The 23634-nt window shown below is 65.4% G+C and carries 23 protein-coding genes, 1 tRNA gene and 1 pseudogene; 6 read left to right on the top strand and 19 right to left on the bottom strand.

The window, feature by feature from the left end; translation table 11 throughout:
- The first annotated feature begins 1 nt into the window (after position 1).
- Positions 2–1066 (top strand): PepSY-associated TM helix domain-containing protein, encoded by a 1065-nt coding sequence (locus tag AC1GI4_RS02630; protein ID WP_479628431.1) that lies wholly within the window; start codon positions 2–4, stop codon positions 1064–1066.
- Positions 1067–1122: 56 nt separating this feature from the next.
- Here AC1GI4_RS02630 and AC1GI4_RS02625 read toward each other — a convergent pair.
- The 7 genes and pseudogenes from AC1GI4_RS02625 to map form a co-directional block, all read right to left on the bottom strand.
- Positions 1123–1224: pseudogene (locus AC1GI4_RS02625) on the bottom strand (glycerophosphodiester phosphodiesterase family protein); the annotation flags it as partial.
- A 617-nt stretch (positions 1225–1841) separates the two neighbouring features.
- Positions 1842–2123 (bottom strand): hypothetical protein, encoded by a 282-nt coding sequence (locus AC1GI4_RS02620; protein ID WP_294270404.1) that lies wholly within the window; start codon positions 2121–2123, stop codon positions 1842–1844.
- 71 nt (positions 2124–2194) lie between these two features.
- The gene (locus tag AC1GI4_RS02615; protein ID WP_042489390.1) at positions 2195–2365 is read right to left on the bottom strand and encodes a (2Fe-2S)-binding protein; all 171 of its coding nucleotides are present in this window, start codon (positions 2363–2365) and stop codon (positions 2195–2197) included.
- Between the two features lie 80 nt (positions 2366–2445).
- Positions 2446–3687, bottom strand: coding sequence for a DUF418 domain-containing protein (locus AC1GI4_RS02610; protein WP_479628430.1), 1242 nt, complete (start codon positions 3685–3687; stop codon positions 2446–2448).
- Between the two features lie 554 nt (positions 3688–4241).
- On the bottom strand, positions 4242–6467 hold the full coding sequence (gene purL, locus AC1GI4_RS02605) for a phosphoribosylformylglycinamidine synthase subunit PurL (RefSeq protein WP_479628428.1): 2226 nt from the start codon (positions 6465–6467) through the stop codon (positions 4242–4244).
- 57 nt (positions 6468–6524) lie between these two features.
- A complete protein-coding gene (locus tag AC1GI4_RS02600) occupies positions 6525–8039 on the bottom strand; it encodes an ABC1 kinase family protein (RefSeq protein WP_479628427.1) in 1515 nt (504 codons plus the stop codon).
- A gap of 4 nt (positions 8040–8043) precedes the next feature.
- Entirely contained in the window at positions 8044–8871 is an 828-nt protein-coding gene (gene map, locus AC1GI4_RS02595; protein WP_294270387.1) for a type I methionyl aminopeptidase, read from the bottom strand.
- 50 nt (positions 8872–8921) lie between these two features.
- Between map and AC1GI4_RS02590 the strand changes: the two genes are divergently transcribed.
- Together AC1GI4_RS02590 and AC1GI4_RS02585 are read left to right on the top strand one after the other, a co-directional pair.
- On the top strand, positions 8922–9692 hold the full coding sequence (locus tag AC1GI4_RS02590) for a competence/damage-inducible protein A (RefSeq protein WP_479628426.1): 771 nt from the start codon (positions 8922–8924) through the stop codon (positions 9690–9692).
- Positions 9693–9869: 177 nt separating this feature from the next.
- Positions 9870–10847 (top strand): NAD-dependent epimerase/dehydratase family protein, encoded by a 978-nt coding sequence (locus AC1GI4_RS02585; RefSeq protein ID WP_479628425.1) that lies wholly within the window; start codon positions 9870–9872, stop codon positions 10845–10847.
- Positions 10848–10872: 25 nt separating this feature from the next.
- On the opposite strand, the gene AC1GI4_RS02580 is transcribed toward AC1GI4_RS02585, so the two are convergent.
- The 4 genes from AC1GI4_RS02580 to AC1GI4_RS02565 form a co-directional block, all read right to left on the bottom strand.
- Positions 10873–10946 (bottom strand) — tRNA-Gly (locus AC1GI4_RS02580).
- 70 nt (positions 10947–11016) lie between these two features.
- Entirely contained in the window at positions 11017–11649 is a 633-nt protein-coding gene (locus AC1GI4_RS02575; protein ID WP_479628424.1) for a L,D-transpeptidase family protein, read from the bottom strand.
- A 35-nt stretch (positions 11650–11684) separates the two neighbouring features.
- Entirely contained in the window at positions 11685–12653 is a 969-nt protein-coding gene (gene dmeF, locus AC1GI4_RS02570; RefSeq protein ID WP_479630334.1) for a CDF family Co(II)/Ni(II) efflux transporter DmeF, read from the bottom strand.
- Between the two features lie 2 nt (positions 12654–12655).
- Positions 12656–12931: a metal/formaldehyde-sensitive transcriptional repressor gene (locus AC1GI4_RS02565; protein ID WP_294270373.1), complete on the bottom strand. Its 276-nt coding sequence runs from the start codon at positions 12929–12931 to the stop codon at positions 12656–12658.
- 106 nt (positions 12932–13037) lie between these two features.
- Between AC1GI4_RS02565 and AC1GI4_RS02560 the strand changes: the two genes are divergently transcribed.
- Positions 13038–13904, top strand: a complete 867-nt coding sequence (locus tag AC1GI4_RS02560; protein WP_479628423.1) for a PEP-CTERM sorting domain-containing protein — start codon at positions 13038–13040, stop codon at positions 13902–13904.
- Here AC1GI4_RS02560 and AC1GI4_RS02555 read toward each other — a convergent pair.
- From AC1GI4_RS02555 to hppD, 4 genes are all read right to left on the bottom strand, one after another.
- Complete coding sequence (locus AC1GI4_RS02555; protein ID WP_479628422.1) at positions 13894–14253, bottom strand: Rieske (2Fe-2S) protein; 360 nt, start codon at positions 14251–14253, stop codon at positions 13894–13896. The genes AC1GI4_RS02560 and AC1GI4_RS02555 overlap by 11 nt on opposite strands.
- Positions 14250–14882: a maleylacetoacetate isomerase gene (maiA, locus tag AC1GI4_RS02550; RefSeq protein ID WP_479628421.1), complete on the bottom strand. Its 633-nt coding sequence runs from the start codon at positions 14880–14882 to the stop codon at positions 14250–14252. The genes AC1GI4_RS02555 and maiA overlap by 4 nt, the downstream gene beginning before the upstream one ends.
- Positions 14879–16168 (bottom strand): homogentisate 1,2-dioxygenase, encoded by a 1290-nt coding sequence (gene hmgA, locus AC1GI4_RS02545; RefSeq protein WP_479628420.1) that lies wholly within the window; start codon positions 16166–16168, stop codon positions 14879–14881. Before hmgA ends, maiA begins: the two co-directional genes overlap by 4 nt.
- A 164-nt stretch (positions 16169–16332) precedes the next feature.
- Positions 16333–17394, bottom strand: coding sequence for a 4-hydroxyphenylpyruvate dioxygenase (hppD, locus tag AC1GI4_RS02540; RefSeq protein WP_479628419.1), 1062 nt, complete (start codon positions 17392–17394; stop codon positions 16333–16335).
- Positions 17395–17457: 63 nt separating this feature from the next.
- Here hppD and AC1GI4_RS02535 point away from each other — a divergent pair, with 63 nt between their 5' ends.
- Positions 17458–17928 carry a MarR family winged helix-turn-helix transcriptional regulator gene (locus AC1GI4_RS02535; RefSeq protein ID WP_294270354.1) on the top strand — a complete coding sequence of 157 codons (471 nt, stop codon included), beginning with the start codon at positions 17458–17460 and terminating at the stop codon, positions 17926–17928.
- Here AC1GI4_RS02535 and AC1GI4_RS02530 read toward each other — a convergent pair.
- The 4 genes from AC1GI4_RS02530 to AC1GI4_RS02515 are packed head-to-tail and all read right to left on the bottom strand — an operon-like array spanning position 17907 to position 22305.
- A complete protein-coding gene (locus tag AC1GI4_RS02530; RefSeq protein WP_479628418.1) occupies positions 17907–18914 on the bottom strand; it encodes a glycosyltransferase family 4 protein in 1008 nt (335 codons plus the stop codon). The two genes, AC1GI4_RS02535 and AC1GI4_RS02530, sit on opposite strands and share 22 nt — an antisense overlap.
- Positions 18911–20503, bottom strand: a complete 1593-nt coding sequence (locus AC1GI4_RS02525) for an alpha-amylase family glycosyl hydrolase (RefSeq protein ID WP_479628417.1) — start codon at positions 20501–20503, stop codon at positions 18911–18913. Before AC1GI4_RS02525 ends, AC1GI4_RS02530 begins: the two co-directional genes overlap by 4 nt.
- Positions 20500–21615 carry a glycoside hydrolase family 130 protein gene (locus tag AC1GI4_RS02520; RefSeq protein ID WP_479628416.1) on the bottom strand — a complete coding sequence of 372 codons (1116 nt, stop codon included), beginning with the start codon at positions 21613–21615 and terminating at the stop codon, positions 20500–20502. The genes AC1GI4_RS02525 and AC1GI4_RS02520 overlap by 4 nt, the downstream gene beginning before the upstream one ends.
- Before the next feature lie 57 nt (positions 21616–21672).
- Complete coding sequence (locus AC1GI4_RS02515) at positions 21673–22305, bottom strand: TetR/AcrR family transcriptional regulator (protein WP_294270344.1); 633 nt, start codon at positions 22303–22305, stop codon at positions 21673–21675.
- A 128-nt stretch (positions 22306–22433) separates the two neighbouring features.
- Between AC1GI4_RS02515 and AC1GI4_RS02510 the strand changes: the two genes are divergently transcribed.
- The gene (locus AC1GI4_RS02510) at positions 22434–23621 is read left to right on the top strand and encodes an efflux RND transporter periplasmic adaptor subunit (protein ID WP_294270341.1); all 1188 of its coding nucleotides are present in this window, start codon (positions 22434–22436) and stop codon (positions 23619–23621) included.
- Positions 23622–23634: the final 13 nt, after the last annotated feature.

Below are 23634 nucleotides of genomic sequence, written 5' to 3'. Positions count from 1 at the left end.
CATGAAATGGCTGGACCTTCTCCATCGCTGGACGGGCGGTGTGATCGGCCTGGTGCTGGCGCTGCTCGGGCTGACCGGATGCCTGCTCGTCTGGAAGGCGGCGTGGATCATGGTGCCGGGCAAGTCGATGCCCCTGATCCGCGATCCGGCATCCGTCGCGATGGCCGTGCAGCGATTGCTGCCCCAGCCAAGGCGCGGGGCGAGCGTGGTGTTCGCCGATAACGGCTTTGCGCTGAACCAGCTTCGACTGCCAGGCGGGGCGGGGGCCTATGCCGATCAGGCCGGGCACGTCGTCGACCGTTGGAGCAGCCAGTGGGAGCGCCCGGAGCTGTGGCTGTTCGACTTTCACCATCACCTCTTCACCGGCGATGTCGGCGAGACGGTAATCGGCGTGGCGGGCCTTTGTGGGCTGTTTTTCGTCGTGACGGGCGCGATCCTGTGGTGGCGGACGCGGCGAACCTTCAAATGGCGGCTGTTGCCCAAGCGCCTGAGCCGTCCTGCGATCGTCATGCACCATCGCGACCTGGGCATCGTCGTCGCACCCCTTCTGTTGCTCTCGACGGTTACCGGCGCGGCCATGGTGTTTCGGCCGTTTGCGATGATCGTCGTCGCTCCCTTCGGTTCGCCCGCCAAGGCGCTGGCCGTCTTGCGTCCGGGCAAGGTCCATGGCGGCGCGCTGGCCGCCGACCCACCCTGGCATGCGATGCTGACGACCGCGACCCGACATTTCCCGGACGCCGTGCCCCGTATCCTGAGCCTGCCGCGCAAGCCCGGCGATCCCATCACGTTGCGGATGCGGCGGGCGGACGAGTGGCTGCCCAACGGCCGGACGACCCTGTCCTTCGATGCCGCCACCGGCCGGTTGTTGTCGAGCACCGACGCGATGGCGATGCCGCGTGCCGCCCGGGTCTATAATATGCTCTATCCGCTTCATGCCGGGCGGGTCGGCGGGGTGGCGTGGAAGCTGCTGATGACCGCCAGCGGGCTCGCCCTGACCCTGCTGGGATCGCTGGCGGTGTGGAGCTTCTGGTTCCGGCGACCTCGCCGCCCGCGCAACGCCCGATAGCGGAGCAGCGCCTCCACCGCATCGGTCTGGATCAGGCGGACGCCCATATCTGCCAGTCGACCCCAGACCGCTGCGGGATCGCGCCGCGCTTCGGGATCGCCGCCCAGGCCGGCGACGAAGCCCGCAAAGAGCGTGTTGACCCAGACGGGCAGGCCCACGGTCCTGAGGCGACGCCCGCGAACGTCTTCACGATCACCCGGTCCTGCGCGCCCGCCCCGTACACGGCGTCAACGACATCGCCGTAAATGGCGTCCTTGACGTAGAGGTCCAGGACGATGCGATCCCTGGCGAGCGGCAATATCTTGTCCAGGGTCAGCATCCGCTCGTCTTCCACAGCGCCACCGCCTTCCGCTTGGACTCCTCCGTGAACCGACGCCTCGTCGTACTCGCCATCATACACTTTGTGGTTCCGCAAAGCATATCGTCGGGGTCCGCCAAACCGAGTGACGATAACTGGTTTGAATCGTGGGGTCCGGATTACTGATGGCCGGGACGTTGCTGGCCCCAGCACGGTGGCGGGATGCGGTGTTTGAGATAATGCTGGTTCTGCTGGGCCTTGGCTGGGGGGTGTGAACCTTGCCACCTAGGCCTTGCTCACCGAGACGGTATAGCGTTGCAGCGAAGCTGGTAGCGAGACGACGCCAGTTGGTCTCTTGCTGCTGGTCTGAAAGGGGCCGCCGCGATCGGCAACCTGTTGTTTGCAGCCATCGAGGGGGCGGGGCCAAGGCTTGGCCGTCCGGCACTTATGCCGTTCAGCGCGGTAACCGTGCCCATTCTAGGGAGCTTGGCGGCTTTGGACGTTCTCGCTGGCTGGCGGGGCCAAGATCGAGGCGAGGGCAAGTCCTGCACCCAGCTGGAGCAGCCCATAGATCCGTCTGCGCCGGGGATGGTCGGCGAACGGGCGGACCAGAATGTCGACGGCCGCCACGTCCGAACGCCACAGATCGACATGGCGCCTTGGCTGTAACAGGCCGAGCAGCCCGTCGCCGATCATGAAGACCGCCGCCATTTCGGCCGTTCGGCGCAGGCCGACTTGAAGATTCCGATCGTCTTCCATCCCCATTCTCCCAAAGCCCCTGAACGCGCGGGGATGCCGTGGGTCTCATGGGATGCGGGGGGGAAGGCCGTTTACGCGGCGGCCCGTTCCTCCTCGATGATGGCCCGTGCGAGGACCGCGCACTGGCCGCATTTGGGCTGACGACCCAGGGCTTGATACATTTGGCAGGGGGTCATGGACCCGGCACGGGCCGCGTCGCGAACCTGCGATTCCCGAATGGCATTGCACACGCAGACGACCAAGGCGCTCTCCATCGATAACGCCGACGGTATAGCGCTAATGAGAGTGGATCGCAAGGATGTTGCGAGGCGTTTGCAGAAAACTAGCCCGATTTGCCAGCCAGTCCTCTGCTTGCCAGTCGCCAGATGCGTTCCAACGGCCCCTGTCCGAAGCGCGCCAGCCACGGCTTCGACCAAAACAGCATCAGCCCCCACATCAACGGAGCGAGAAGGTACAGTTCGGCCCTACCCCAGCGGGCAAACTGTCCCGAGCCATGGCCATAGAAAATCGCCGTCATCACGATGCTGGTCGCAATATAGTTGGTGAACGCCATCCGCCCCGCCGCCGCAATGCGCGTGGTCCACCCGCCATCCGGCCGCATCAGCAATAGGATCAGCGCGGCATAGCCCAGCGTGCCGATCAGACGGAAGGGGACGTTGAGGAGCAACTGGACCAGCGTCACGGCTCGCACATCATAGCCACTCGCCATCACGCCCAACGCCATCACGGCATAGGCACCGATGCTGACGCCCAGTCCGAACAGGACCCATCGCCGATAGGCCTCGCGTGACCATTGGCCCGTCAGCAAGCCCCACTTGAACGCGGCCATGCCCAGCAGCATCGCGCTCAGCGTGTCCGGGCCGATTTGAAACAGGTCGAGCAGCGGATTGCCGTTATGCTCCAGGCGGAAAGCGGTCGCTGTCGACCATGGCCCACGCATCGCTGCAATTTCGGGTGCCAAAGCGGCCGGTGGAGGGGTGCCGAACGCCGACTGGTAACTGTCCCATAGAGCCGCCATCTGCGGCGTATCCCGCGCGGCGGCAGCGAATAGGCCCAGACACTCCAGCCCGCCCAGCGCCATAGACAACCCGGCAAAGGCCGCCGCATTCCAGCACAATGCCCGGGGCGTCAGGCCCACAAAGGCCAGTGCAACGATGCCGACAAGCGCATAATGCGCCAAGATGTCGCCGGTCCAGATGAAGGTCAGGTGGACCATTCCCAGGACGAACAGCACCGCCATCCGCCGCAGATGGAAGGACGCGCCGTTCCCTCCTGCGGCATCCGCCCGCTCGATTACCAGAAGCGTCGACGCGCCGAACAGCAACGAAAACAGCCCGCGCATCCGACCGTTGACGAACGTCTCGGTCAGGAACCAGACGACGATATCGATCGGTCGCTGCCCGCCCCAGGCGATGGGATTGGAATAGGCCGGGTCAGGCAGCGCGAAGCCTGGCAGATTGGCCAGCAGGATCGCCATGACCGCCACCCCGCGCAACACGTCCAGCGACAGGATGCGATCCCGTGGGGTGGGCAACGTCGGAATGGGGGCGGGACCGTCGACCAATGATTACGCTCCAGATGCCCTTCGCGGCATAGTCCCGGTCACCGCGGATGCAACCGGCGCAGATACGAAGCATCGCGATAGGAACAGGTTATCGCCCAGCCTGTCCGGCGCGTATCGCGCCTCGCATCCCTTATTCCGTGATGACGTTGCGTTGAACCAAAGAGAGCCCCTCCCCTTCAGGGGAGGGGTTGGGGTGGGGCCTCGCCATAGGCCTCACGCTTGCGGAAGCGCCCCACCCCCGGCCCCTCCCCTGAAGGGGAGGGGTGGGTTAATCTCATGTCATCACGCTCTGATAGGATCGAGCCCGTTTGCGTCGGATGCAATGAGACGGGCAACCCGCTGCCGTTTACGACGACCGTAGCCTTGGCGGGTGCCAAAACTTCCTCGTCTCATGCATTCGAGCGACTTTTGTGAGTGGCGGTTAAGATAGCCTTCGGCGCACACAGGCTATCGCACGCGCTGCCGCCGTTAATCTTCTCGGTTGAGAGGATCGACCATGCGACCTGCCACCACCACGCGGAGCCCCGGCACACGGCCGAGGCTCCGGTGTGGATTTAGGCGAGGGCGGCGTCCACCCCCATCAGCGCAGGGAAGAAGCCCTCATGCGCGCGACGCAGATCATCGAGCGCCACGACGAAATCGCCGTCCTCGCGCTCAAAGATTAGGCGCGTGCCCGCGGTGCGGCCGATCCGCTCGACCTCGACGCCCGCCTGATGCGCGTTCGCCAGGAAGTCCATCAGCGCGGTATCCTCGACCGTGGCGATGTACAGGCCCTGGTCCTCGGCGAAAAGCTGGCGGCAGGCCTCGCCGCTTTCCGGGAACTGGATCAACGCGCCGATATTGCCAGCGAGCGCCATCTCCGCGATCGTGACCGCGATGCCGCCGTCCGACACGTCGTGAACGGCAGTAAGGTGTCCGGCGGTGATCGCCTCGCGGACGAGATCGCCGGTGCGACGCTCGGCATCCAGATCGATCGACGGTGGCGGGCCAGCGTCCCGGCCTTCGAGGCCGTGAACTTCGCGCAGCCACAGCGACTGGCCGATCTCGCCCTTCGGCGTGCCGATCAGGACGATGACGTCGCCCGTGCCCTTGAAGGCGATCGTCGCCGACTTGGACCAGTCCGTCATGAGGCCGACGCCACCGATCGCCGGGGTCGGCAGGATCGCCGAGCCGCCGCCGGTCGCCTTCGACTCGTTGTAGAGCGAGACGTTGCCCGACACGATCGGGTAATCCAGCGCACGGCAGGCCTGGCTCATGCCGTCGAGGCAGCCGACGATCTGCCCCATGATCTCCGGCCGCTGCGGGTTGGCGAAGTTGAGGCAGTTGGTGATGGCGAGCGGCTTGGCGCCGACCGCGGTAATGTTGCGCCACGTCTCGACCACCGCCTGCATGCCGCCGGTCACCGGATCGGCATAGCAATAGCGCGGGGTGCAGTCGGTGCTCATGGCGAGCCCCTTTTGCGTGCCATGGACGCGGACCACGGCGGCGTCGCCACCGGGGCGCTGCACCGTGTCGCCGCCGACCATGTGGTCATACTGCTCCCAGATCCACCGGCGCGAGGCGATATCGGGCGAGCCCATCAGCTTCAGAAGATCCGCCGCCGGGTCCTGACAACCGGGCGAGGTGATCGCGGTCGGAACTTCGGTCGGGACATGCGGACGGTCGTAGAGCGGTGCGTCGTCGGCCAGCGGCGCCAGCGGGATGTCGCACACCACTTCGCCCTTGTGGCGCAGGACCATGCGCCCGGTCTCAGTGACATGGCCGATGACGGCGAAGTCGAGTTCCCACTTGCGGAAGATGGCTTCGGCGAAATCCTCGCGTCCGGGCTTCAGCACCATGAGCATCCGCTCCTGGCTTTCCGACAGCATCATCTCATAGGCGGTCATGCCCTCTTCGCGCTGGGGCACGTCGTCCATGTTAAGTTCGATGCCGACGCCGCCCTTGGACGCCATCTCGACCGACGAGGATGTCAGGCCCGCCGCGCCCATGTCCTGGATCGCGACGATCGCGTCCGAGGCCATGAGTTCGAGGCACGCCTCGATTAGCAGCTTTTCGGTGAAGGGGTCGCCGACCTGCACGGTCGGGCGCTTGGCCTCTGCATCCTCGCCGAAATCGGCCGAGGCCATGGTCGCGCCGTGGATGCCGTCGCGGCCGGTCTTGGAGCCGACATAGACGATCGGATTGCCGACGCCGCTGGCCGCCGAGTAGAAGATCTTGTCCTGGTCCGCGACGCCCACGGTCATCGCATTGACCAGGATGTTGCCGTCATAGGCCGGGTGGAAGTTCACCTCGCCGCCCACGGTCGGTACGCCGACGCAATTGCCGTAACCGCCGATGCCATGCACCACGCCCGAGATCAGGTGGCGCATCTTGGGGTGATCGGGCCGCCCGAAGCGGAGCGCGTTCAGGTTCGCGACCGGCCGCGCGCCCATGGTGAACACGTCGCGCAGGATGCCGCCGACACCCGTCGCCGCACCCTGATAGGGTTCGATGTACGAAGGGTGGTTGTGGCTCTCCATCTTGAAGATGGCGGCCTGGCCGTCGCCGATGTCGATGACGCCCGCATTCTCGCCGGGACCGCAGATCACCTGGGGGCCTTCGGTCGGCAGCTTCTTGAGGTGGATGCGGCTCGACTTGTAGCTGCAATGCTCCGACCACATCACCGAGAAGATGCCAAGCTCGACGAGGTTCGGCTCGCGGCCCAGCGCGGTCAGCACGCGCTGATATTCTTCTTCGGACAGGCCGTGGTCGGCGACGATCTGGGGCGTGATCTCGGTCATGGCCCGCGCCTTTAACGCGGTGTCGCGGGTTCGTCACTATCGCTGTTGGGGAAGATGCTACCCGAAATGCATCGCGACCGCGATGGCGAGGCCCGACAGAGCCAGCGCTCCGGCGATCCAGCCTGCGCCGGTGCGGATCGCGGCTTCGATGCCGTCCGTCGAAACGACGGCCTGTTCGCTCTCCAGCTTGCGCGTGGTGGCGCGGATCAGGCGGGGAAGGTCGTCGCCGAGCCGGTCGAGTTCCAGCGCCAGCGCGACGGCGCGTCTGGTCCAGCGTTCGGGGGCGAGCCGTGCCTCGACGATTCGCCTACTGGCCCGACGGAGCGCGGCCGACAGGTCGAAGTCGGGCTGGATGCCGCTCAGGACGCCGTCGATGGTGATGAGCGCCTTGAACAGCAGCAGCATGTCGGGCTGCAGGACGATGCGTTCCTCCCGGAGTACCGGGAAGATATCGCCGAGGATCGCGGCCAGCCGCAGCGCCCCGCCGCCATGCCGCGTGACCAGACGGTCGGCGACGCTCTGGAACCGTTCGGGTGGAATATCATCGGTTTGCGACCAGTTCCTGAGTGTTTCCGCCAGGAGGGCCGGATCACTGTTCGCGATGGACTGGGTAAAGGCGATGACCTCCTCGCGCCGCCGTGGGGAAACATGGCCGATCAGACCCAGGTCCAGCATCGCGATGCGATTACCGGGCAGGCAGAGCAAATTGCCCGGATGGGGATCCCCATGGAAGCGCCCGTTGATGAGCGTCATGTCCAAGACGATGTCCGCGCCCGCCGAAGCAATGGCGGCCGGATCGATTCCCGCGTGCCGCAGGGTTGCGGCGTTGCGGGGCGGCACGCCTTCGACGAAGTCCATCACCAGCAGCGTCTCGGACGTGTGTGCCCAGTGGATCGTCGGCACGACCACCCGCGCGTCGCCCGCGAAATCCTCACGCAGGCGATCGGCGTTGCGGCCTTCATTGCTGAAGTCGAGCTCTTCAAGGATATCGCGCCCCAGTTCGCGCACCATGCGCACCGCGCCGTAGCGCCGGGCCTCGGCATTGGTGGCCTCGACCATCGCGGCGAGCTGCGCCAGCAGGCGGAGATCCGCCTCCATCACCGGGCGGATGCCGGGGCGGCGGACCTTCAGGACCACCTCGGTCCCGTCTGCCAGAGCCGCCCGGTGGACCTGAGCGATCGAAGCGGCGGCGAGCGGTTCGGAATCGAACCGGGCGAAAGCCGTTTCCGGCGGCTCGCCCAGCGCCGCTTCCACCTGTTCGCGAAGGTCGGCAAACGGCAGGCGCGGCGCGGCACTATGGAGCCGTTCGAACTCGGCGATCCATTCGGGCGGCAACAGATCGGCGCGCGTCGCCAGGATCTGACCGAGCTTGACCCAGACCGGCCCCAGCGCCTCCATCGCCTGCCGGGTGCGGGCGGGCAGGTCGAAGGGCAGGGCATCCGGATCGCGCCGCGCCGGATCAAGCCCGAGCCGGGCCAGCAACACGTCCAACCCGAAGCGCGAGGTGGTCGCGATCACCTCGGCCAGCCGGGCGCGGTCGCGTGCCGCAACCCTGATCGCGCCCAGCAGCATCGGCTCAGCTATAGGGCGGTTGGGTGTAGCCCGCCGGGCTAAGCGTGAAGATTTCGCAGCCCTCTTCAGTGATACCGATCGAATGCTCGAACTGGGCCGACAGCGAGCGGTCGCGCGTCACCGCGGTCCAGCCATCGTCGAGGAGCTTCACATCGGGGCGCCCGATATTGATCATCGGCTCGATGGTGAAGATCATGCCGGGTTTCAATTCGGGCCCGGTGCCGGGGCGGCCGACATGGACGACTTCGGGGGCGTCATGGAACAGCAGGCCCAGTCCATGGCCGCAAAAATCGCGGACGACACCGTAACGATGCTTCTCGGCATGACGCTGGATGGCATGGGCCACGTCACCCATGTGATTGCCGGGCCTGGCCTGCTCGATACCCAGCATCAGGCATTCATAGGTGACTTCGACCAGCTTGCGCGCCTTTAGCGGCACGTCGCCGATCAGGTACATCCGGCTGGTGTCGCCGTGCCAGCCATCGACGATCGGGGTCACGTCGACATTGACGATATCGCCCGACTTCAACGTCTTTTCGGACGGAATGCCGTGGCAGACGACATGGTTGATCGAGATGCAGGTCGAGTGGGTGTAACCGCGATAGCCCAGGGTCGCAGGCACGCCGCCACGCTCCAGGATGAACTGGTGGATCAGCCGGTCGATCTCCGCCGTGGTGACGCCCGGCACCATGTGCGGCACCAGCATGTCCAGCGTTTCGGCCGCGAGGCGGCCCGCCTTGTGCATGCCGTCGAACGCCTCGCGGCCCCAGAGCTTGATCGCGCCGGTTCGTCCCTGGGGCGCGTCGGCGGAAACGGTCACATAATCGGTCATGGCGGCGATATAGCGTGGCGTGGCCGCTTTTGCGAGGCTATGTCGGGCGCATGGAAATAGCGACCTCACCCGAGCGTATCTGGACCGCCGCATTGATCGTCATCGGTGATGAAATCCTCTCGGGCCGGACGCAGGACCGCAACATCGCCCAGCTTGCCACATGGTTGAATGTGCAGGGAATCCGACTAGCCGAAGTGCGTGTGGTCGCCGACCGAACCGCGGCTATCGTCGAGGCGGTCAATACGCTGCGCGTGCGCAACGACTATCTGTTCACCACCGGCGGGATCGGGCCGACGCATGACGATATCACCGTCGACGCGATCGCCGAGGCGCTGGGCGTGCCGGTGATCGAGCATCCCGAAGCGCGCGCGATCCTCGAGGATTATTATACGGCGCGCGGCGGGGTCACTGCCGCGCGGGCCCGGATGGCGCGGACGCCGGAGGGGGCGACCCTGATCCCCAATCGCGTATCCGGCGCGCCGGGCATTCGGGTCGGCAACGTTTTCATCATGGCCGGGGTGCCGCACATCACCGCCGGTATGCTCGATGCGCTGACCGGCACCCTCGAAGGTGGCCGCCCGGTGGTGTCGGGTACGATCGGTTGCTGGGTCGGCGAAAGCGAAGTCGCAGAGTTGCTGCGCCAGGCCGAAAAGTCGCATGAGGGCGTGGCGATCGGCAGCTATCCTTTCTTTCGCGAAGGCCGCACCGGTGCGAACTTCGTGGTCCGCAGCCCCGATGCCGAGCGCGTCGACGCCTGTCTCAAAGACCTGACGGACGCGCTGCAAGCCGATGGTCGGGATGTGATCGCCGGCGGCATCTGATCCTCCGACCAGCTTGCATTTTCGTACTTTTTCAAGACTGACGGACTAAGCGCGTAACGGCGGGGCAGATGAGCTTGCCTTGCGCGGACGGTGAGACGGAGTGGTTCTGGATGCGGATTGTGGTGACTGGCGCAGTACGGTTCGCTCGCTGCAGTACGCCTGCGGGGCGCTGAGGCCATGTCCGCCCCTATTCTGGTCACCGGCACGGCGGGCTTTATCGGTCACGCCACCGCGCATCGTTTGCTCGCACGCGGCGAGACGGTCATCGGGATCGACAATCTCAACGACTATTACGACCCGGCGCTGAAGCGGGCGAGGCTGGCCGGCCTGGAGCGCATGCCCGGATTTGCCTTCCGCATGATGGACGTGGCAGATGCGCCAGCCGTCGCGGCGGTCCTGCGCGAGCATGGCGCGACCCGCGTGATCCATCTCGCGGCACAGGCGGGCGTGCGGCACAGCATCGACCATCCCTTCGCCTATGAGCGTTCCAATGTCGGCGGGCATCTGGCGGTGCTGGAGGCCTGTCGCCACCAGCCGGGCTTCGTCCACCTCGTCTATGCCTCGTCCAGTTCGGTTTATGGCGACAAGCCGATGGGGGGGCAGGGGTTCAGCGAAGACGAACCCTCGGTCTCGCCGGTCTCTCTCTATGCCGCCACCAAGCGGGCGTGCGAGTTGATGAGCCAGTCCTATGCGACGCTATACGGCTTTGCGCAGACGGGGCTGCGATTCTTTACTGTCTATGGCCCCTGGGGGCGGCCGGACATGGCCTATTTCTCGTTCACCCGGAAAATCCTGGGCGGTGAGCCGATCGAGATTTTCGGGCAGGGCCGGATGGCGCGCGACTTCACCTATATCGACGATATCGTCGACGGCATCATCGGTGCGCTCGATCATCCGCCGGAACAGGGCGGCCACCGCATCCTGAACATCGGCGACAGTCAGCCGGTCGGGCTGATGGACATGATCTCCACGCTGGAGCGGACGCTGGGCCGCGACGCGATCAAGATCATGAAGCCGATGCAGCCGGGCGACGTCACCGCGACCTATGCCGATGTGTCGAAACTGAACGCGCTGACCGGCTATGCGCCACAGGTCCAACTGGCCGAGGGGCTGAAGCGTTTTGTCGCCTGGTACCGGGAATATTACGGCGTCTGAGACGACGCGATCATCGGCGATGCGATGGAGCGGGTGAAGGGAATCGAACCCTCGTATTCAGCTTGGGAAGCTGCTGCTCTACCATTGAGCTACACCCGCGATGCGACGCTGCCTATTCAAGCCATGGGAATTTGGCAAGCGGTTCGCGGCAAATTTCTTGGGCCGCCGTTCAGCTGATGATCGACTGGCCGAGCGCCATGGTCTTGCCGTTGGTCACGATCACCCGATCTCCCAAATGGGTCGCGGCGAACAATTTCTTGGCAAAACCCTTGGGCACGCCAATACAGCCATGGGTCGCGTTTCCATACCGCACATCGCTGGCATGAATGGCTACGCCGTCGTTGGTCAGCCGCAGCATATAGGGCATCGGCGCGTCGTAGAGGTTGGAGACGTGATCCGCATCCTTCTGAAGGATAGGAAAGACGCCCAGCGGGGTCGGCATATTGTCCGCGCCGTAGATGATCGCAGCCGTCCCGATCTCATAGCCGTCGCGGAAGATGGAGACGACTTGCGCGGCCAGATCGACGGTGATGACGATCGGCCCGGTGGGTGCGCCGCTTTCGTCCCATACGAAGTCGCCATGCTTCAGCGGTCCTTTGATGTCCAGGATGCGGCGGACGGTGAAGGGGGCCGGTGTCGGGGAGGGCGAGGACTTCGGAACCGGCGGCGTCGGAGCGGCGGGACGCGGCACTGGGCGAACCGCATAGGGCGCGGCGTCCCGATAGGCGTGGCGGGCCAGCAGCACGCCGCCGCCCGCCGCAGCCAAGAGGATCGCTCCGGCTAGAAGTTGCAGCGCTTTCATCCTGCGCTCTTTAGCACTCCCTACGGAATAAAGGGTTAGCGAATCTCGATGGTGACGTGGCCGAGCGCGGCCATGCCGTTGAGCCGCTGGTGGATGGCGGCGCTGGTCAGCACGGTGTCCACCCCTTCGACCGACAGCACCACGGCGTGCGCGGTCGGGCCGATGCGCCAGATATGAAAGTCGTGGATGCGCAGGTCGCCGGGGGCCTCCACCCGCTCGCGAACCTGACCGGCGAGCTTGGGATCGGCGGCATCGAGCAGGACGGTCGAAGCCTGGCGCATCAGGCCCACCGACCAGTTGGCGATCACCGCCGCACCGAGCAGGCCGACCGCCGGGTCGAGCCAGACCCAGCCCAGATAGCGCCCCGCGACCAGCGCCAGAATGGCCATCACCGAGGTCAAGGCATCGGCCAGGACATGGATATAGGCCGCCCGCATATTGGTGTCGCCACCATAGCGATCATGCGAATGGTCGAGGTGATCGTGCCCATGCCCATGGCTGTGTCCGTGCCCATGGCTATGCCCGTGATCGTGCCCGTGACTATGCCCGTGCCCGAGCAACCAGGCGCTGGCGACGTTCACCAGCAGGCCCAGCACCGCGACGAAAATCGCGTCGCCGAACGCGACCGCGTGCGGATCGGCGAGCCGCATGATCGACTCGTATGCGATGCCGAGCGACACCAGCCCCAGCACCATCGCCGATCCGAACCCGGCCAGTTCGCCGACCTTGCCCGTGCCCCAGCTGTAGCGGGGGTTGGCGACATGGCGTTTGGCATAGGAATAGGCGATGGCCGCGATCCCCAGCGCCCCGACATGGGTCGCCATGTGGACGCCATCGGCAAGCAGCGCCATCGATCCGGTGAGATAGCCCGCTACGATCTCACCGACCATCATGCCCGTCGACAACCACACGACCAGTCGGGTGCGGCGCGCATTCTCGTCATGGGCGTGGCCCAGATAGTCGTGGCTGTGCGTGTTCACGGCGAAACGTCCTTCGTCGGCGATCTTCAACGGAAATGGCGGCGGAGCAGCTTGGCAAGCTCGGTGGCGGCGGCGGTGCGTTCCTCGTCCGACAGGCCGGGCGCCGCGACATGGGCGTGCAGATGATCCTCGACGAGCTCGTCCATCAGACCCGCCACCGCACCACGCACTGCGGCGACGAGGTGCAGCGTCTCCGCGCAGTCGGCGTCGGCCGTGACGGAGCGTTCGATCGCGGCAACCTGCCCCGCGATTCGCCGAACGCGTGCGATGATCTTTTCCTTGCTGGTCGTCACATGAGCCATAATGCATAGGGGTATAGGGTATATGGCTAAGGTAATCAACAGACGGGTTGCGAAAGGGTGGAGGCTTCCGTCAAAGGGGGCGGTGATAAGGAACAGGGGAACGGGCATGATCGGGCGTTTTCAATGGTGGAGCCTGACGGCATTGGCATCGATGGTGGCGACGCCGGTCGCGGCCGAGTCGATCCTCTTCGTCGGCAACAGCTTCACCTTCGGCGCGCATTCCCCGGTCATGCGCTATCGCCCCGATCTCGTCCGCGATCTCAATCGTGAAGGCATTGGCGGCGTGCCTGCGCTCTTCAAGACCTTTGCCGAGGAGGCGGGGCAGGACTGGCAGGTCAGCCTGGAAACGGCAGGCGGTCGAGACCTCGCCTATCATTACGAACAGAAGCGCAAGGAGATCGACCGGCGCTGGGACGTGGTCGTCCTGCAAGGCTATAGCACACTCGATGCCCAGCGGCCGGGCGACCCGACCCGTCATGCAGAGGCGGCCGGGCTGCTGACCGCGATGCTGCGGCGGGCCAATCCGCGCGTCCGCGTGGAACTGGTGTCCACATGGAGCCGCGCGGACCTTACCTATCGCACGGCCAGTCCGTGGCGAGGCAGGCCGATCGCCGCGATGGCGGACGATCTGGCAGCGGCCAACGCCTATGCCGTTCGGCGCTACCCCGAAATCTCGGGCACTATCCCGGTCGGGCAGGCGTGGAACCGCGCCTGGGCGGAACGGGTCGCGGACCCCAACCCCTATGACGGGACCGCTTTCGGTCAGGTCGACCTGTGGACCTGGGACCAGTATCACGCCAGTGCGGCGGGCTATTATCTCGAGGCGTTGGTCGTCTTCGGGAAAATCACCGGGTTCGACGTACGGCGGCTGGGCGAGCAGGAGAAGGCGGGAATCGACCTGGGGCTGGAGCCGCGACTTATCGGGCGGCTGGAATCCATCGCCCATGCGGAGGTGACGGCCGTCAGGCCGTGACGATCGCCCCGCCGCTCACCGTGACCGGCCAGGGTGTCAGCCGCTGTCCCATGCATGGGCCGCCCAGGCACTGGCCGTCCGCCACGTCGAAGATCGCACCGTGCCAGGAGCAGGCTATCTGGTCCCCATTGGGTGTGAGATAGGCGTCGAGCTGCTGGGCCAGCGGCAGCCCCATGTGCGGGCAGCGGTCGACATAGCCGTGAACCGCCTCGCCGCGCCGGACGACGAAGCCGTGGAACCGGCCCGCCCGCATCTGAAGCACGAAGTTTCGCGCTGCGCCGTCCGCTATGGCATCGAGCGGGCCGAGCGTGATCCCGGCGGGCGTGGCGGTCAGGCGTTCGTCGCTCATGCCGCGTCGGCCTGCATTTCGGGAGCCGCCTCGGGCGTGCGGTCGCGAAGCCGTGTGGCGGCCGCGACCAGCCGGGGAAAGGCGGAAAGGTCGACCTGGAAACGCTCCGCATTATAGACCTGCGGCAGGATATGACAGTCGGCGAGGGTCGGGGTATCGCCATAGGCATAGCCCGCGCCATGCCGTTCGATCAGCGTTTCCAGTGCGGCAAAGCCCTCCCTGACCCAATGCCCGATCCAGCGGCCGATCGCGACATCGTCCGCCTCCATGTCCTGACGCAGCATGGTCAGGACGCGCAGGTTGTTGATCGGGTGGATGTCGCATGCCACGATTGCGGCCATGGCCCGTACCACGGCGCGGCCGGCGGCCTCGGCGGGCAGCAATGGGGGATTGGGATAGCGCTCCTCCAGCCATTCGAGGATGGCGGGGCTCTGGATCAGCGGGCCATCGGGACCGTCCAGCACCGGCACCAGCCCCTGTGGCTGGAGCGTACGATAGTCGGGCGCACGCTGTGCGCCGGTGCGCAGGTCGTGCACGACGCTGTCATAGGATAAGCCTTTCAGCGCCAGGGCAAGCCGCACGCGATAGGCCGCACTCGACCGCCAATAGCCGTGGAGCGTCAGGCTCATGGCAATTTGGCCTTGGGAAAGTCCTTCCACACCGCATCGTAATCGAGCTGCGCGTGGGATAGCGCATGCACCGTCGGGCGATAGGGCCAGCAGCTCTCCACCATGAACGCCATGGTGCCCTCGATCCGGTGCGGCTTGAGATCGGCGTTGCTCGCCCCCTGCCAGCTGGCGAGGTCGGGGCCGTGTCCAGCCATCAGATTGTGCAGCGATAGCCCGCCAGGGCGGAAGCCCTCCGCCTTGGCGTCGTATGCGCCGGTGATAAGGCCCATCGCCTCCGACATGACGTTGCGGTGGAACCAGGGCGGCCGGAACGTGTCCTCCGCCACCATCCAGCGGGGCGGGAACAGGACGAGGTCGGCGTTCGCCCGGCCCGGCACGTCGCTGGGCGAGGTCAGCAGGGTGAAAATCGACGGATCGGGATGGTCGAAGCTGACCGTGTTGATCGTGTTGAAATGCGACAGATCATAACGCCACGGCGCGAGATTGCCGTGCCAGGCGACGACGTCAAGCGGGCTGTGGTCGAGCGTCATCGTCCAGAGCGAGCCGAGGAACTTCTGGACGACCTGAGTGGGTTCGTCGCGGTCCTCGAACCACGCGACCGGCGTCTCGAAATCGCGCGGATTGCCCAGCCCATTGGCACCTATGGGGCCGAGGTCGGGCAGGCGGAAGAGGCTGCCATGATTTTCCGCGACATAGCCGGCGGCTTCGCCATCGGGCAGCTCGACCCGGAACCGCACCCCGCGTGGCACTAGCGCGATCTGGCCCGGTGCGATGTCGATCCGGCCCAGCTCGGTTAGGATGGTGAGGCGGCCGGATTGCGGCAGGAAGACCAGCTCCCCGTCCGCATCGACGAACACCCGTTCCATGCTGCGATTACAGGCATAGACATGGACCGCCACGCCCTCCAGGTCGGCCGGATCGCGGTTGGCGAGCATCGTCGTCATCCCGTCGATCCAGTCGGTTCCCGGCGGCGTCATCGGTGCGGGGTCCCAGCGCAGGCGATTGGGGGGCAGGGGGGCGCCGCTGGTGCCAGGGGCAAAACGGGCCGCGCCGGTATAGGGCTCGTAGGGGGGATGCTCGGCGGTCGGGCGCAGGCGGTAGAGCCAGGAGCGCCGGTTCTCATGGCGCGGCGCGGTGAAGGCGGTGCCGGAGAGCTGCTCCGCGTAAAGGCCAAAAGCCGGGCGCTGCGGCGAGTTGCGGCCGATGGGGAGGGCACCGGCAACCGCCTCGGTCGCGACGTGGTTGCCGAAGCCGGGGATGTAGCTCGGATTTGTTGCCTCGTTCATGGTCCTCACCTCTTTTCGCCCCCTCTTCCTCCCCTGGCAGGGGAGGTGGCAGCGCGTAGCGCTGACGGAGGGGTGTCCCGCTATCGAGAGGGGGACACCCCTCCACCATGCTGCGCATGGTCCCCCTCCCCTTACAGGGGAGGAATGGGTTTTGGCCGTAGCAGTCAGGCGTCGACGGTAATCACGCCGCGCCGGATCTGATCCAGCTCGATGCTCTCGAACAACGCCTGGAAATTGCCGTTGCCGAAGCCTTCATTGCCCTTGCGCTGGATGATCTCGAAGAAGATCGGGCCGACCATGTTCTCGGTGAAGATCTGGAGCAGGATGCCCTCCTCACCGACATTGCCGTCGATCAGGATGCGGTTCTTGCGCAGCCGCTCCAGGTCCTCGCCATGGTTTGGCACGCGCTTGTCGACCAGCTCGTAATAGGTCTCGATCGTGTCCTGCAGCCGGACGCCGCGCGCGCGCAGCTTCTCGACCGTCTCGTAGATATTGTCGGTGGTCAGCGCGAGATGCTGGATGCCTTCGCCATTATATTCGCGGATGAACTCCTCGATCTGGCTCTTCTCGTCCTGGCTCTCGTTCAGCGGGATGCGGATCGCCTTGTCGGGGGCGATCATCGCCTGGCTGAACAGGCCAGTCGCCTTGCCCTTGATGTCGAAATACTTCTGCTCTTCGAAGCCGAACAGCTTGGAATAGAAGCCCGACCAGGTCCGCATTTCGCCGCGGCGGACATTGTGGGTCAGGTGGTCGAGCAGGTCGAGGCCGACATTATTCTCCGCCTCCGCCTGCTGCCAGCCGGCAATCTCGGTCCAGTCGGCGAACAGGTCCTCGCCCGCCTTCACGAGATAGAGATAGCTGCCGCCGATCCCCTCGATCGCCTTGGCATCCGGGGTCAGGCAACCGCGCGCGGTGTCGACCGCCGTGGCGCCGCCCTTGATCGCATGATCGAACGTCTCCGCCGGATCGGCGACGTAGAAGCCCATGCCGCTGGCCGAGGGACCGTGCTTGGCGCGGAAGTCGGCGGCCTGGCCCGTCGTCTCGGCGTTCAGGAGCAGGGTGATGCGCCCCTGCTTGTACCGGGTGATCGCCTTTTCCGGGTGCCGATGGGTGGGCACGAAGCCCATCATGTCGAACTGCCGGGCCAGCGTTTCGGGCTCGGGCGTCGTGAATTCACAAAAAGCGAAGCCGTCCAGGCCCAGCGGATTGTTCGGGGTGGTTGCCATGACGTCCAACTCCTGATCCAGTATCTTCCGTTACTAGATCGCAGAACGGGGAATTGGTGTCAAATGTTACGATCTCACGAATTGCGGCTGGACGGCTTTCTTCCCTATCGCCTGTCGATCACGTCCAATCTGGTCAGCGATCATATCGCCAGCGCCTATCAGCAGCTGTTCGGGCTCACCATCCCCGAATGGCGGCTGATCGCGATCGTGGCGGAGGAGGGCGCGGTCGCCCAGTCGGCGGTGTGCGAGCGCAGCCGGATGGACAAGGTCACTGTATCCCGTGCCGCCATCGCGATGGTCGGGCGCGGGCTGCTCGGGCGAACGGCGCATGACGGCGACCGGCGCTCACACCTGCTGGTGCTGACCGATGCGGGGCGTGAACTTTACGCCGATGTCGCGCCCAAGGCGCTAGAGCTGGAGGCGCAGCTGTTCGCGGGGTTCTCGCCGGACGAACTGGAAGCGTTCGTGACGATGCTCCACCGGATCGACGCCGTCGCGCTGGCGCAGCGCGATCAACCCAGGATCGAGCGATAGAGCTGGAGATAGCGGTCGGCCATGCGGTCGACCGAGAAGCGCTCGGCGGCGACTTTGCGGCAGGCTGCCCGGTCGATCTCACTGATCCGGTGAACGGCGTCGATCGCCTGTTCGACGGTATCCACCAGGAAGCCGTTGACCCCGTCCTCGATCAGTTCCGGCATCGATCCGCGTCGGATCGCAATAACCGGCGTGCCACAGGCCATCGCCTCGACCACCGAGAGCCCGAACGGTTCGTCGAAGTTGATGAGGTGGAGCAGCGCCTTGGCACGGCCCAGTGCCGCAGTGCGATCCGCGCCGCCGACCGGCCCGCGATAGATGATGCGCTCATCGTCGACATGGGGGCGAACCTTGCGCTCCCAATAGCCCTGATCCTGTACGATGCCTGCCATGACCAGGCGGCGGCCAGTCGCTTGCGCGACGGCGACCGCCTCGGCCGCGCCCTTGTCCGGGTGGATGCGACCGAAGAAGAGGAGGTCGTCGCTACCCATTGGATCAAAGGGGAAATCCTCGATCGGAATACCGTGGTGAATCGTGTCGGCGTAGCGCAGCCCGGGGTGCCGGTCGGCGTCGGAGATCGCGACATAATGGACCCGATCCTGATAGGGTTCATACATCGGCACGATCCGTTCGGAAGAAAAGCCGTGGATCGTGGTGACCATCGGCGTTTCGACCAGTCCGGCAAAGGCATGAGCAGGGAAATCGGCCTGGTTGTGGATCAGGTCGAACTCGCCCGATCTCTCGAAAACGGCGGCCAGATGGCGCATCTCCCAGACCTTGGCATCGATCGATGGGTCTTCGGAATAGGGGGCGGGCACTGGCCCCGCCAGCGTGGCGGCGGTGATGCTGTCCTGCGTCGCGAACAGGGTGACATCCACGCCGCGCGCGACCAACGCTTCGGTAAGGAGGCTCGTCACCAACTCCCAGGGACCATAGGCGCGCGGCGGGGTGCGCCACGCGATAGGGGCAATCATTGCGATCTTCATGCGGGCGTATCGACTTTCAGGATCAGCCCTTCATCGGGGCGCAATAGGGAAGGGGCACGAGCGGGAAGGCCGCCCAGCGTGGAGAGAAGCGGCGTTCCGTGCGGCAGGTCGACGGGGACCGGAGTGTCGCTCAGGTTGAGTGCGATGACCATGCGCTCGCCATCTTCCTTACGCTCATAGGCGAGGACGGCTCCCTCCGTCTCGATCAGTCGTATCGACCCGGTGGTCAGCGCTGGACTCGTCCGCCGGATCGCCAGCAATGCGCGGTGGAACGACAACATGGACGCGGGGTCGGCCAGTTCGCCCGCGACATTGCGTTTCTGCCAACCGGCACCGAGCGGCAGCCAAGGCTCGCCGGTGGTGAAGCCGCCATGGGGGCTGTCGTCCCAGGCCATCGGCGTGCGAACCGGATCACGGCCCAGTCCCAGCCCCGGCTCACGCAGTTCACGCGGATCGCGAACCCGGTCAGGGGGAATGTCGCCATTCTCCATGCCCAGCTCGTCGCCATAATAGAGCGTCGGGGTGCCGCGCAGCGTCAAGAGCAGCATCGCCGCCACGCGCGCCTGCGCCGAACCGCGTTTGGTCGCGCTGCGTGGGCGATCATGATTGCCCAGCACCCAATTGGGCCAGCCGCCGGGGGGCAAAGCAGCCTCATAGTCTGCGATCATCCGGGCCAGATGCCGGGCATCCCAGGGCGCGTCGATCAGCTGAAAGTTGAAGGGCAGGTGGACCCCCTCACCATGCCGACCGTAATAGCGCATCAGCCGTTCGACCGGCAGATAGATTTCCCCGATGAGGACCCGGTCGTCGCCCTCTCGGCCAAAGGCATCGGCGATGGCGCGCATGTCGGCGGCGATGTCATGTACCTCGGGCTGATCGGTGGAGTGTAGCTGGAACACCTGGTTCATCTCGCCGGTCGCCGGGTCCCAATCGGGATTGATCGGATTGTCCGGAAAGTCCGCATGTTTGACGATGTGCCACAGCACGTCGATCCGAAATCCATCGACCCCGCGCGCGAACCAGAAGCGCAGCACGTCGAGCATCGCCGCGCGCAATTCGGGATTGCGCCAGTTCAGGTCGGGCTGTTCCTTCAAGAAGGCGTGGTAGTAATATCGGCCGGTCGCGGCATCCCAGGTCCAGGCCGGGCCGCCAAAGTCGCTGATCCAGTTGTTCGGCGGGCCACCGCCGGGAGCCGCGTCGCGCCAGATATACCAGTCGCGCTTCGGGTTGTCGCGGCTCGACCGGCTCTCGACGAACCAGGGATGCTGGTCCGAGCTGTGATTGGGCACGAAGTCGAGCAGCAGTTTCAGACCACGCGCGTGTGCCGAGGCAAGCAGCGAGTCGAAATCCGCCAGCGTGCCGAACCGCCGGTCGATCCCGCAATAATCCGCCACGTCATAGCCGAAGTCCGCCATAGGTGACGGAAATATCGGCGAAAGCCAGATCGCGTCGACGCCCAGATCGACCAGATAGTCCAGGCGGTTCTCGATACCGCGAAGGTCGCCGATGCCATCGCCATCACTGTCCTGAAACGACCAGGGGTAGATCTGGTAGAGGACGGCCGATTGCCACCAGGGGCGCTTGGTCATGCGAACAAGCCCTTGGAAAGGCGGGTCATGCGGCAGGCGAGATCGGCCTCGCCGCTCGCCACCAGATAATGGTCGCCCATATCGATCATGCCCGTCGAAAACACGACCGGCGTCGGCAGATACATCTGGTGCGCGATCGAGGCGGTCAGGTCGGGTGCGGCCTCCAGGATAGGCCGATCATCGGCGAGGTGCAGGATGCGGGTCGGGTCGTCCTTGTCGAACAGTGCCCAGAAGCTGCGATAGATGCCGACGGAATCGCGCCGCTCTACGCCGTGATAGAGCGTCAGCCACCCACGCTCTGTCAGGATCGGCGGCGTGCCACCCCCCACCTTCATCGCCGATACGGAGTCCTTGCGCGCGCGAATGCCAGGCGCCTCCAGGGGCTTCCAGTGATGCCCGTCGGGCGAGGTGGCGAAATTGATCGATGGGCCACCGACGAACGGGCTTTCGTCGGGATAGGCGAAATAGACCTCGCCCAGCGGCCGGGTCAGTGCCATGAAGCGGTCGCCGACCAGCCCCTCGAAGAACAGCATATCCTTGTTCTGATGGTCGAGGATGATCCCGGCGAGCCGATAGTCGAGGCCGTTGTCGGAAATATGCAGCGTCGTCGAATGCCGCTCGGCCGAGACGGAACAGGTCGTCATATACCATCGGTCGCCCACCCGGCTGATCCGGGCGTCCTCGACCCCATAATCCTGCCACGTCGCTGCCGGTTCGATGGCCTTGTCGTAATGGATCGCTACGATCGCCGAACCATCGGCCGAAAGTTCGACGGGCAACAACCAGGACAGGGAGGTCAGCGCCAATATGCGGTGGGCGCTGCCGCGAATGGCGAATTGGCGCGGGTCGGTCATATCGACCGCCGACAAGGGATAGCTGTCTAGGACATAGCCTTGCGCAGTCCAGCGGATCGCGCGGACATGATCGCCCTCGATGGGTTCGCTCAACGCTTCGGCCACCCGGACCATCAGCAGGATGTTGCCATTCGCGAGCCGGGTCATGCCCGGATTGAAGGCGCCGAGCACATAGGTCGGCTCGGAAACGCCGCGTCGAAGCGGCGAACGGGAAAGGTCGACATCATCGGGGCGGAAGATCAGCAGATCGTCGGACATGGCCCGCCAACGCCCGCTCTCATCGCTGCGTTCCCGATGGAGATCGACCGAGTGCGGTCAACCGGCCGTCGCGACCTTCAGGAAGACGGACCAGCGATGCTCGAAAAACTGATCCGGCGTCATTCCGTTGAAGGGGTCGGGCAGATTGAACTGCATCCGGCGGCTGGGGCCATCGATCATGTCGGCCAGCAGGCTGAACAGCGCCAATGCGGTATCGTCCCGCCTCAACAGGCCTTCATCCTGCGACGCCTCGATACAGGCGATGATCGGATCGGCCATGACTCGATCCCAGGTCGCGAATCGGTCGCGCAGTTCCTCGGAGAAAATAGCCTCCGATGTCAGAAAGGCGAGGAATCTGACCGAATCGGGCTCTACACAAAAAAAGAAGAACCGGCGCGCCGAATTCTTCAATCGCTCCAACGGATTGGACCCGCTATTGTCTTCCAGCATCGCCCGGTTCAGCCGGTCGAGGTCGCGCGTCACCACGGCGTCCAGCAACGCCATCTTGCCGGTGTAGCGCCGATAGATGGTATGCTTGCTAACCCCCACGGATAAGGCGATTTCCTCCATCGAGGTGCCTTCGATCCCGCGGCTACAGAACGCCTCTCGCGCACCGGAAAGAATGATGTCGTCGATATGCTGCGCCTGCTCGCGGGTCGGGCGTCCGGCAGTCCGTTTGGTAACAGTCATGATCCCCCTTTGCGTCCTCCCACCAGATTGGTCAAATTTAATTACACCTGCCCGTTGCTTTTTTGCAGGTGCGGGGTACAGGGGGTTCGAATGACTTAAACGTCATCTGCTTCAGGGAGTTTCACGGCGTGTCCAAATTTACCGTCCTGGGGTCGTCGCTTGCGATGGCATTGGCGCTGGCGGCGTGCGGGCAGGAAGCGTCGCAGCAGCAACAGGCTGCTCCGCCACCGCCCCTCGTCACCGCGATCACCGTCCAGTCCGCCGCGGTGCCAAACATCATCGAGCTGCCGGGTCGTATCGAGGCGATCCGCACGGCCGAAGTGCGTGCGCGAACCGACGGCATCGTCGAGGCGCGGCTGTACCGCGAAGGCACCGACGTCGCCGAAGGACAGCCGCTGTTCCGTATCGACCAGCGCGATTACCGTGCACAGGTGCAGCAGGCCCAGGCCGCGCTGGCCCGGGCGGAGGCGGCGCGGGTCAATGCGGCGTCGATCGTGCGCCGGTATCAGCCGCTGGTGTCCGAACGGGCGGTTAGCGCCCAGGAATTCGATGCGGCCCAGGCCACGCTGCGTCAGGCCGATGCCAGCGTCGCCGATGCGCGCGCCGCCCTGTCGCGCGCCCAGCTGCAGCTGAGCTATACCATCGTGCGCGCGCCGATCGCGGGCCGGGTGGGGCGTGCGCAGGTGACGGAGGGCGCGCTGGTCAGCGCGACCCAGGCGACGCCATTGACCCAGGTCGACCAGATGTCGCCGATCTATGCGGTCTTCACCCAGTCGAGCGCCGCGCTGAGCGAATTGATCCAACAGGCCCGTTCAGGCGGTCTGGCGCTGCCCGACCTCTCGCATATCACCGTCCGCCTGACGCTGGAGGACGGGTCCGACTATGGCCCGACCGGGCAGCTCGACTTTGCCGGGCAGACCGTCGACCCGACGACGGGCAGCCAGCAGCTGCGTGCCCGCTTCCCCAATCCGACCCGGGCCCTGCTGCCCGGCCAGTTCGTCCGGGCGCATGTCAACGCCGGGACGATCCGCAACGGCATATCGGTGCCGCAGCGTGCGGTGCAGTTGAGCAATCAGGCGGCCTCCGTGATGGTCGTCGACGGATCGGGCACGGTCCAGGCGCGTCCGGTAACGCTGGGCGGACAGGTCGGCAGCAACTGGGTGATCCTGTCGGGGCTGAAGCCCGGCGAGAAGGTCATCACCGAGGGCTGGCAGAAAGTTCAACCCGGCCAGAAGGTCCGGATCGAGCAACCGGGGCAGCCCGGTGGCGCGCAGGCGCAGGGTCAGCCGGGTCAACAGCCCGCAGCGGCCCGCTGATCGCCGGAGTAGA

Source organism: Sphingomonas sp. 77B (assembly GCF_056497825.1).
The sequence above is the reverse complement of the archived record's forward strand: the minus strand, read 5'-3'. Positions and strand labels throughout refer to the sequence as shown.

Bases quoted from the DNA above. Each gene is read 5' to 3' on its own strand.
- AC1GI4_RS02630 (WP_479628431.1), top strand. From the start codon at position 2: ATGAAATGGCTGGACCTTCTCCATCGCTGGACGGGCGGTGTGATCGGC.
- AC1GI4_RS02620 (WP_294270404.1), bottom strand. From the start codon at position 2,123: ATGGAAGACGATCGGAATCTTCAAGTCGGCCTGCGCCGAACGGCCGAA.
- purL (WP_479628428.1), bottom strand. From the start codon at position 6,467: ATGACCGAGATCACGCCCCAGATCGTCGCCGACCACGGCCTGTCCGAA.
- AC1GI4_RS02600 (WP_479628427.1), bottom strand. From the start codon at position 8,039: ATGCTGCTGGGCGCGATCAGGGTTGCGGCACGCGACCGCGCCCGGCTG.
- map (WP_294270387.1), bottom strand. From the start codon at position 8,871: ATGACCGATTATGTGACCGTTTCCGCCGACGCGCCCCAGGGACGAACC.
- AC1GI4_RS02590 (WP_479628426.1), top strand. From the start codon at position 8,922: ATGGAAATAGCGACCTCACCCGAGCGTATCTGGACCGCCGCATTGATC.
- AC1GI4_RS02585 (WP_479628425.1), top strand. From the start codon at position 9,870: ATGTCCGCCCCTATTCTGGTCACCGGCACGGCGGGCTTTATCGGTCAC.
- AC1GI4_RS02575 (WP_479628424.1), bottom strand. From the start codon at position 11,649: ATGAAAGCGCTGCAACTTCTAGCCGGAGCGATCCTCTTGGCTGCGGCG.
- AC1GI4_RS02565 (WP_294270373.1), bottom strand. From the start codon at position 12,931: ATGGCTCATGTGACGACCAGCAAGGAAAAGATCATCGCACGCGTTCGG.
- AC1GI4_RS02560 (WP_479628423.1), top strand. From the start codon at position 13,038: ATGATCGGGCGTTTTCAATGGTGGAGCCTGACGGCATTGGCATCGATG.
- AC1GI4_RS02555 (WP_479628422.1), bottom strand. From the start codon at position 14,253: ATGAGCGACGAACGCCTGACCGCCACGCCCGCCGGGATCACGCTCGGC.
- maiA (WP_479628421.1), bottom strand. From the start codon at position 14,882: ATGAGCCTGACGCTCCACGGCTATTGGCGGTCGAGTGCGGCCTATCGC.
- hmgA (WP_479628420.1), bottom strand. From the start codon at position 16,168: ATGAACGAGGCAACAAATCCGAGCTACATCCCCGGCTTCGGCAACCAC.
- hppD (WP_479628419.1), bottom strand. From the start codon at position 17,394: ATGGCAACCACCCCGAACAATCCGCTGGGCCTGGACGGCTTCGCTTTT.
- AC1GI4_RS02535 (WP_294270354.1), top strand. From the start codon at position 17,458: ATGTTACGATCTCACGAATTGCGGCTGGACGGCTTTCTTCCCTATCGC.
- AC1GI4_RS02530 (WP_479628418.1), bottom strand. From the start codon at position 18,914: ATGAAGATCGCAATGATTGCCCCTATCGCGTGGCGCACCCCGCCGCGC.
- AC1GI4_RS02525 (WP_479628417.1), bottom strand. From the start codon at position 20,503: ATGACCAAGCGCCCCTGGTGGCAATCGGCCGTCCTCTACCAGATCTAC.
- AC1GI4_RS02520 (WP_479628416.1), bottom strand. From the start codon at position 21,615: ATGTCCGACGATCTGCTGATCTTCCGCCCCGATGATGTCGACCTTTCC.
- AC1GI4_RS02515 (WP_294270344.1), bottom strand. From the start codon at position 22,305: ATGACTGTTACCAAACGGACTGCCGGACGCCCGACCCGCGAGCAGGCG.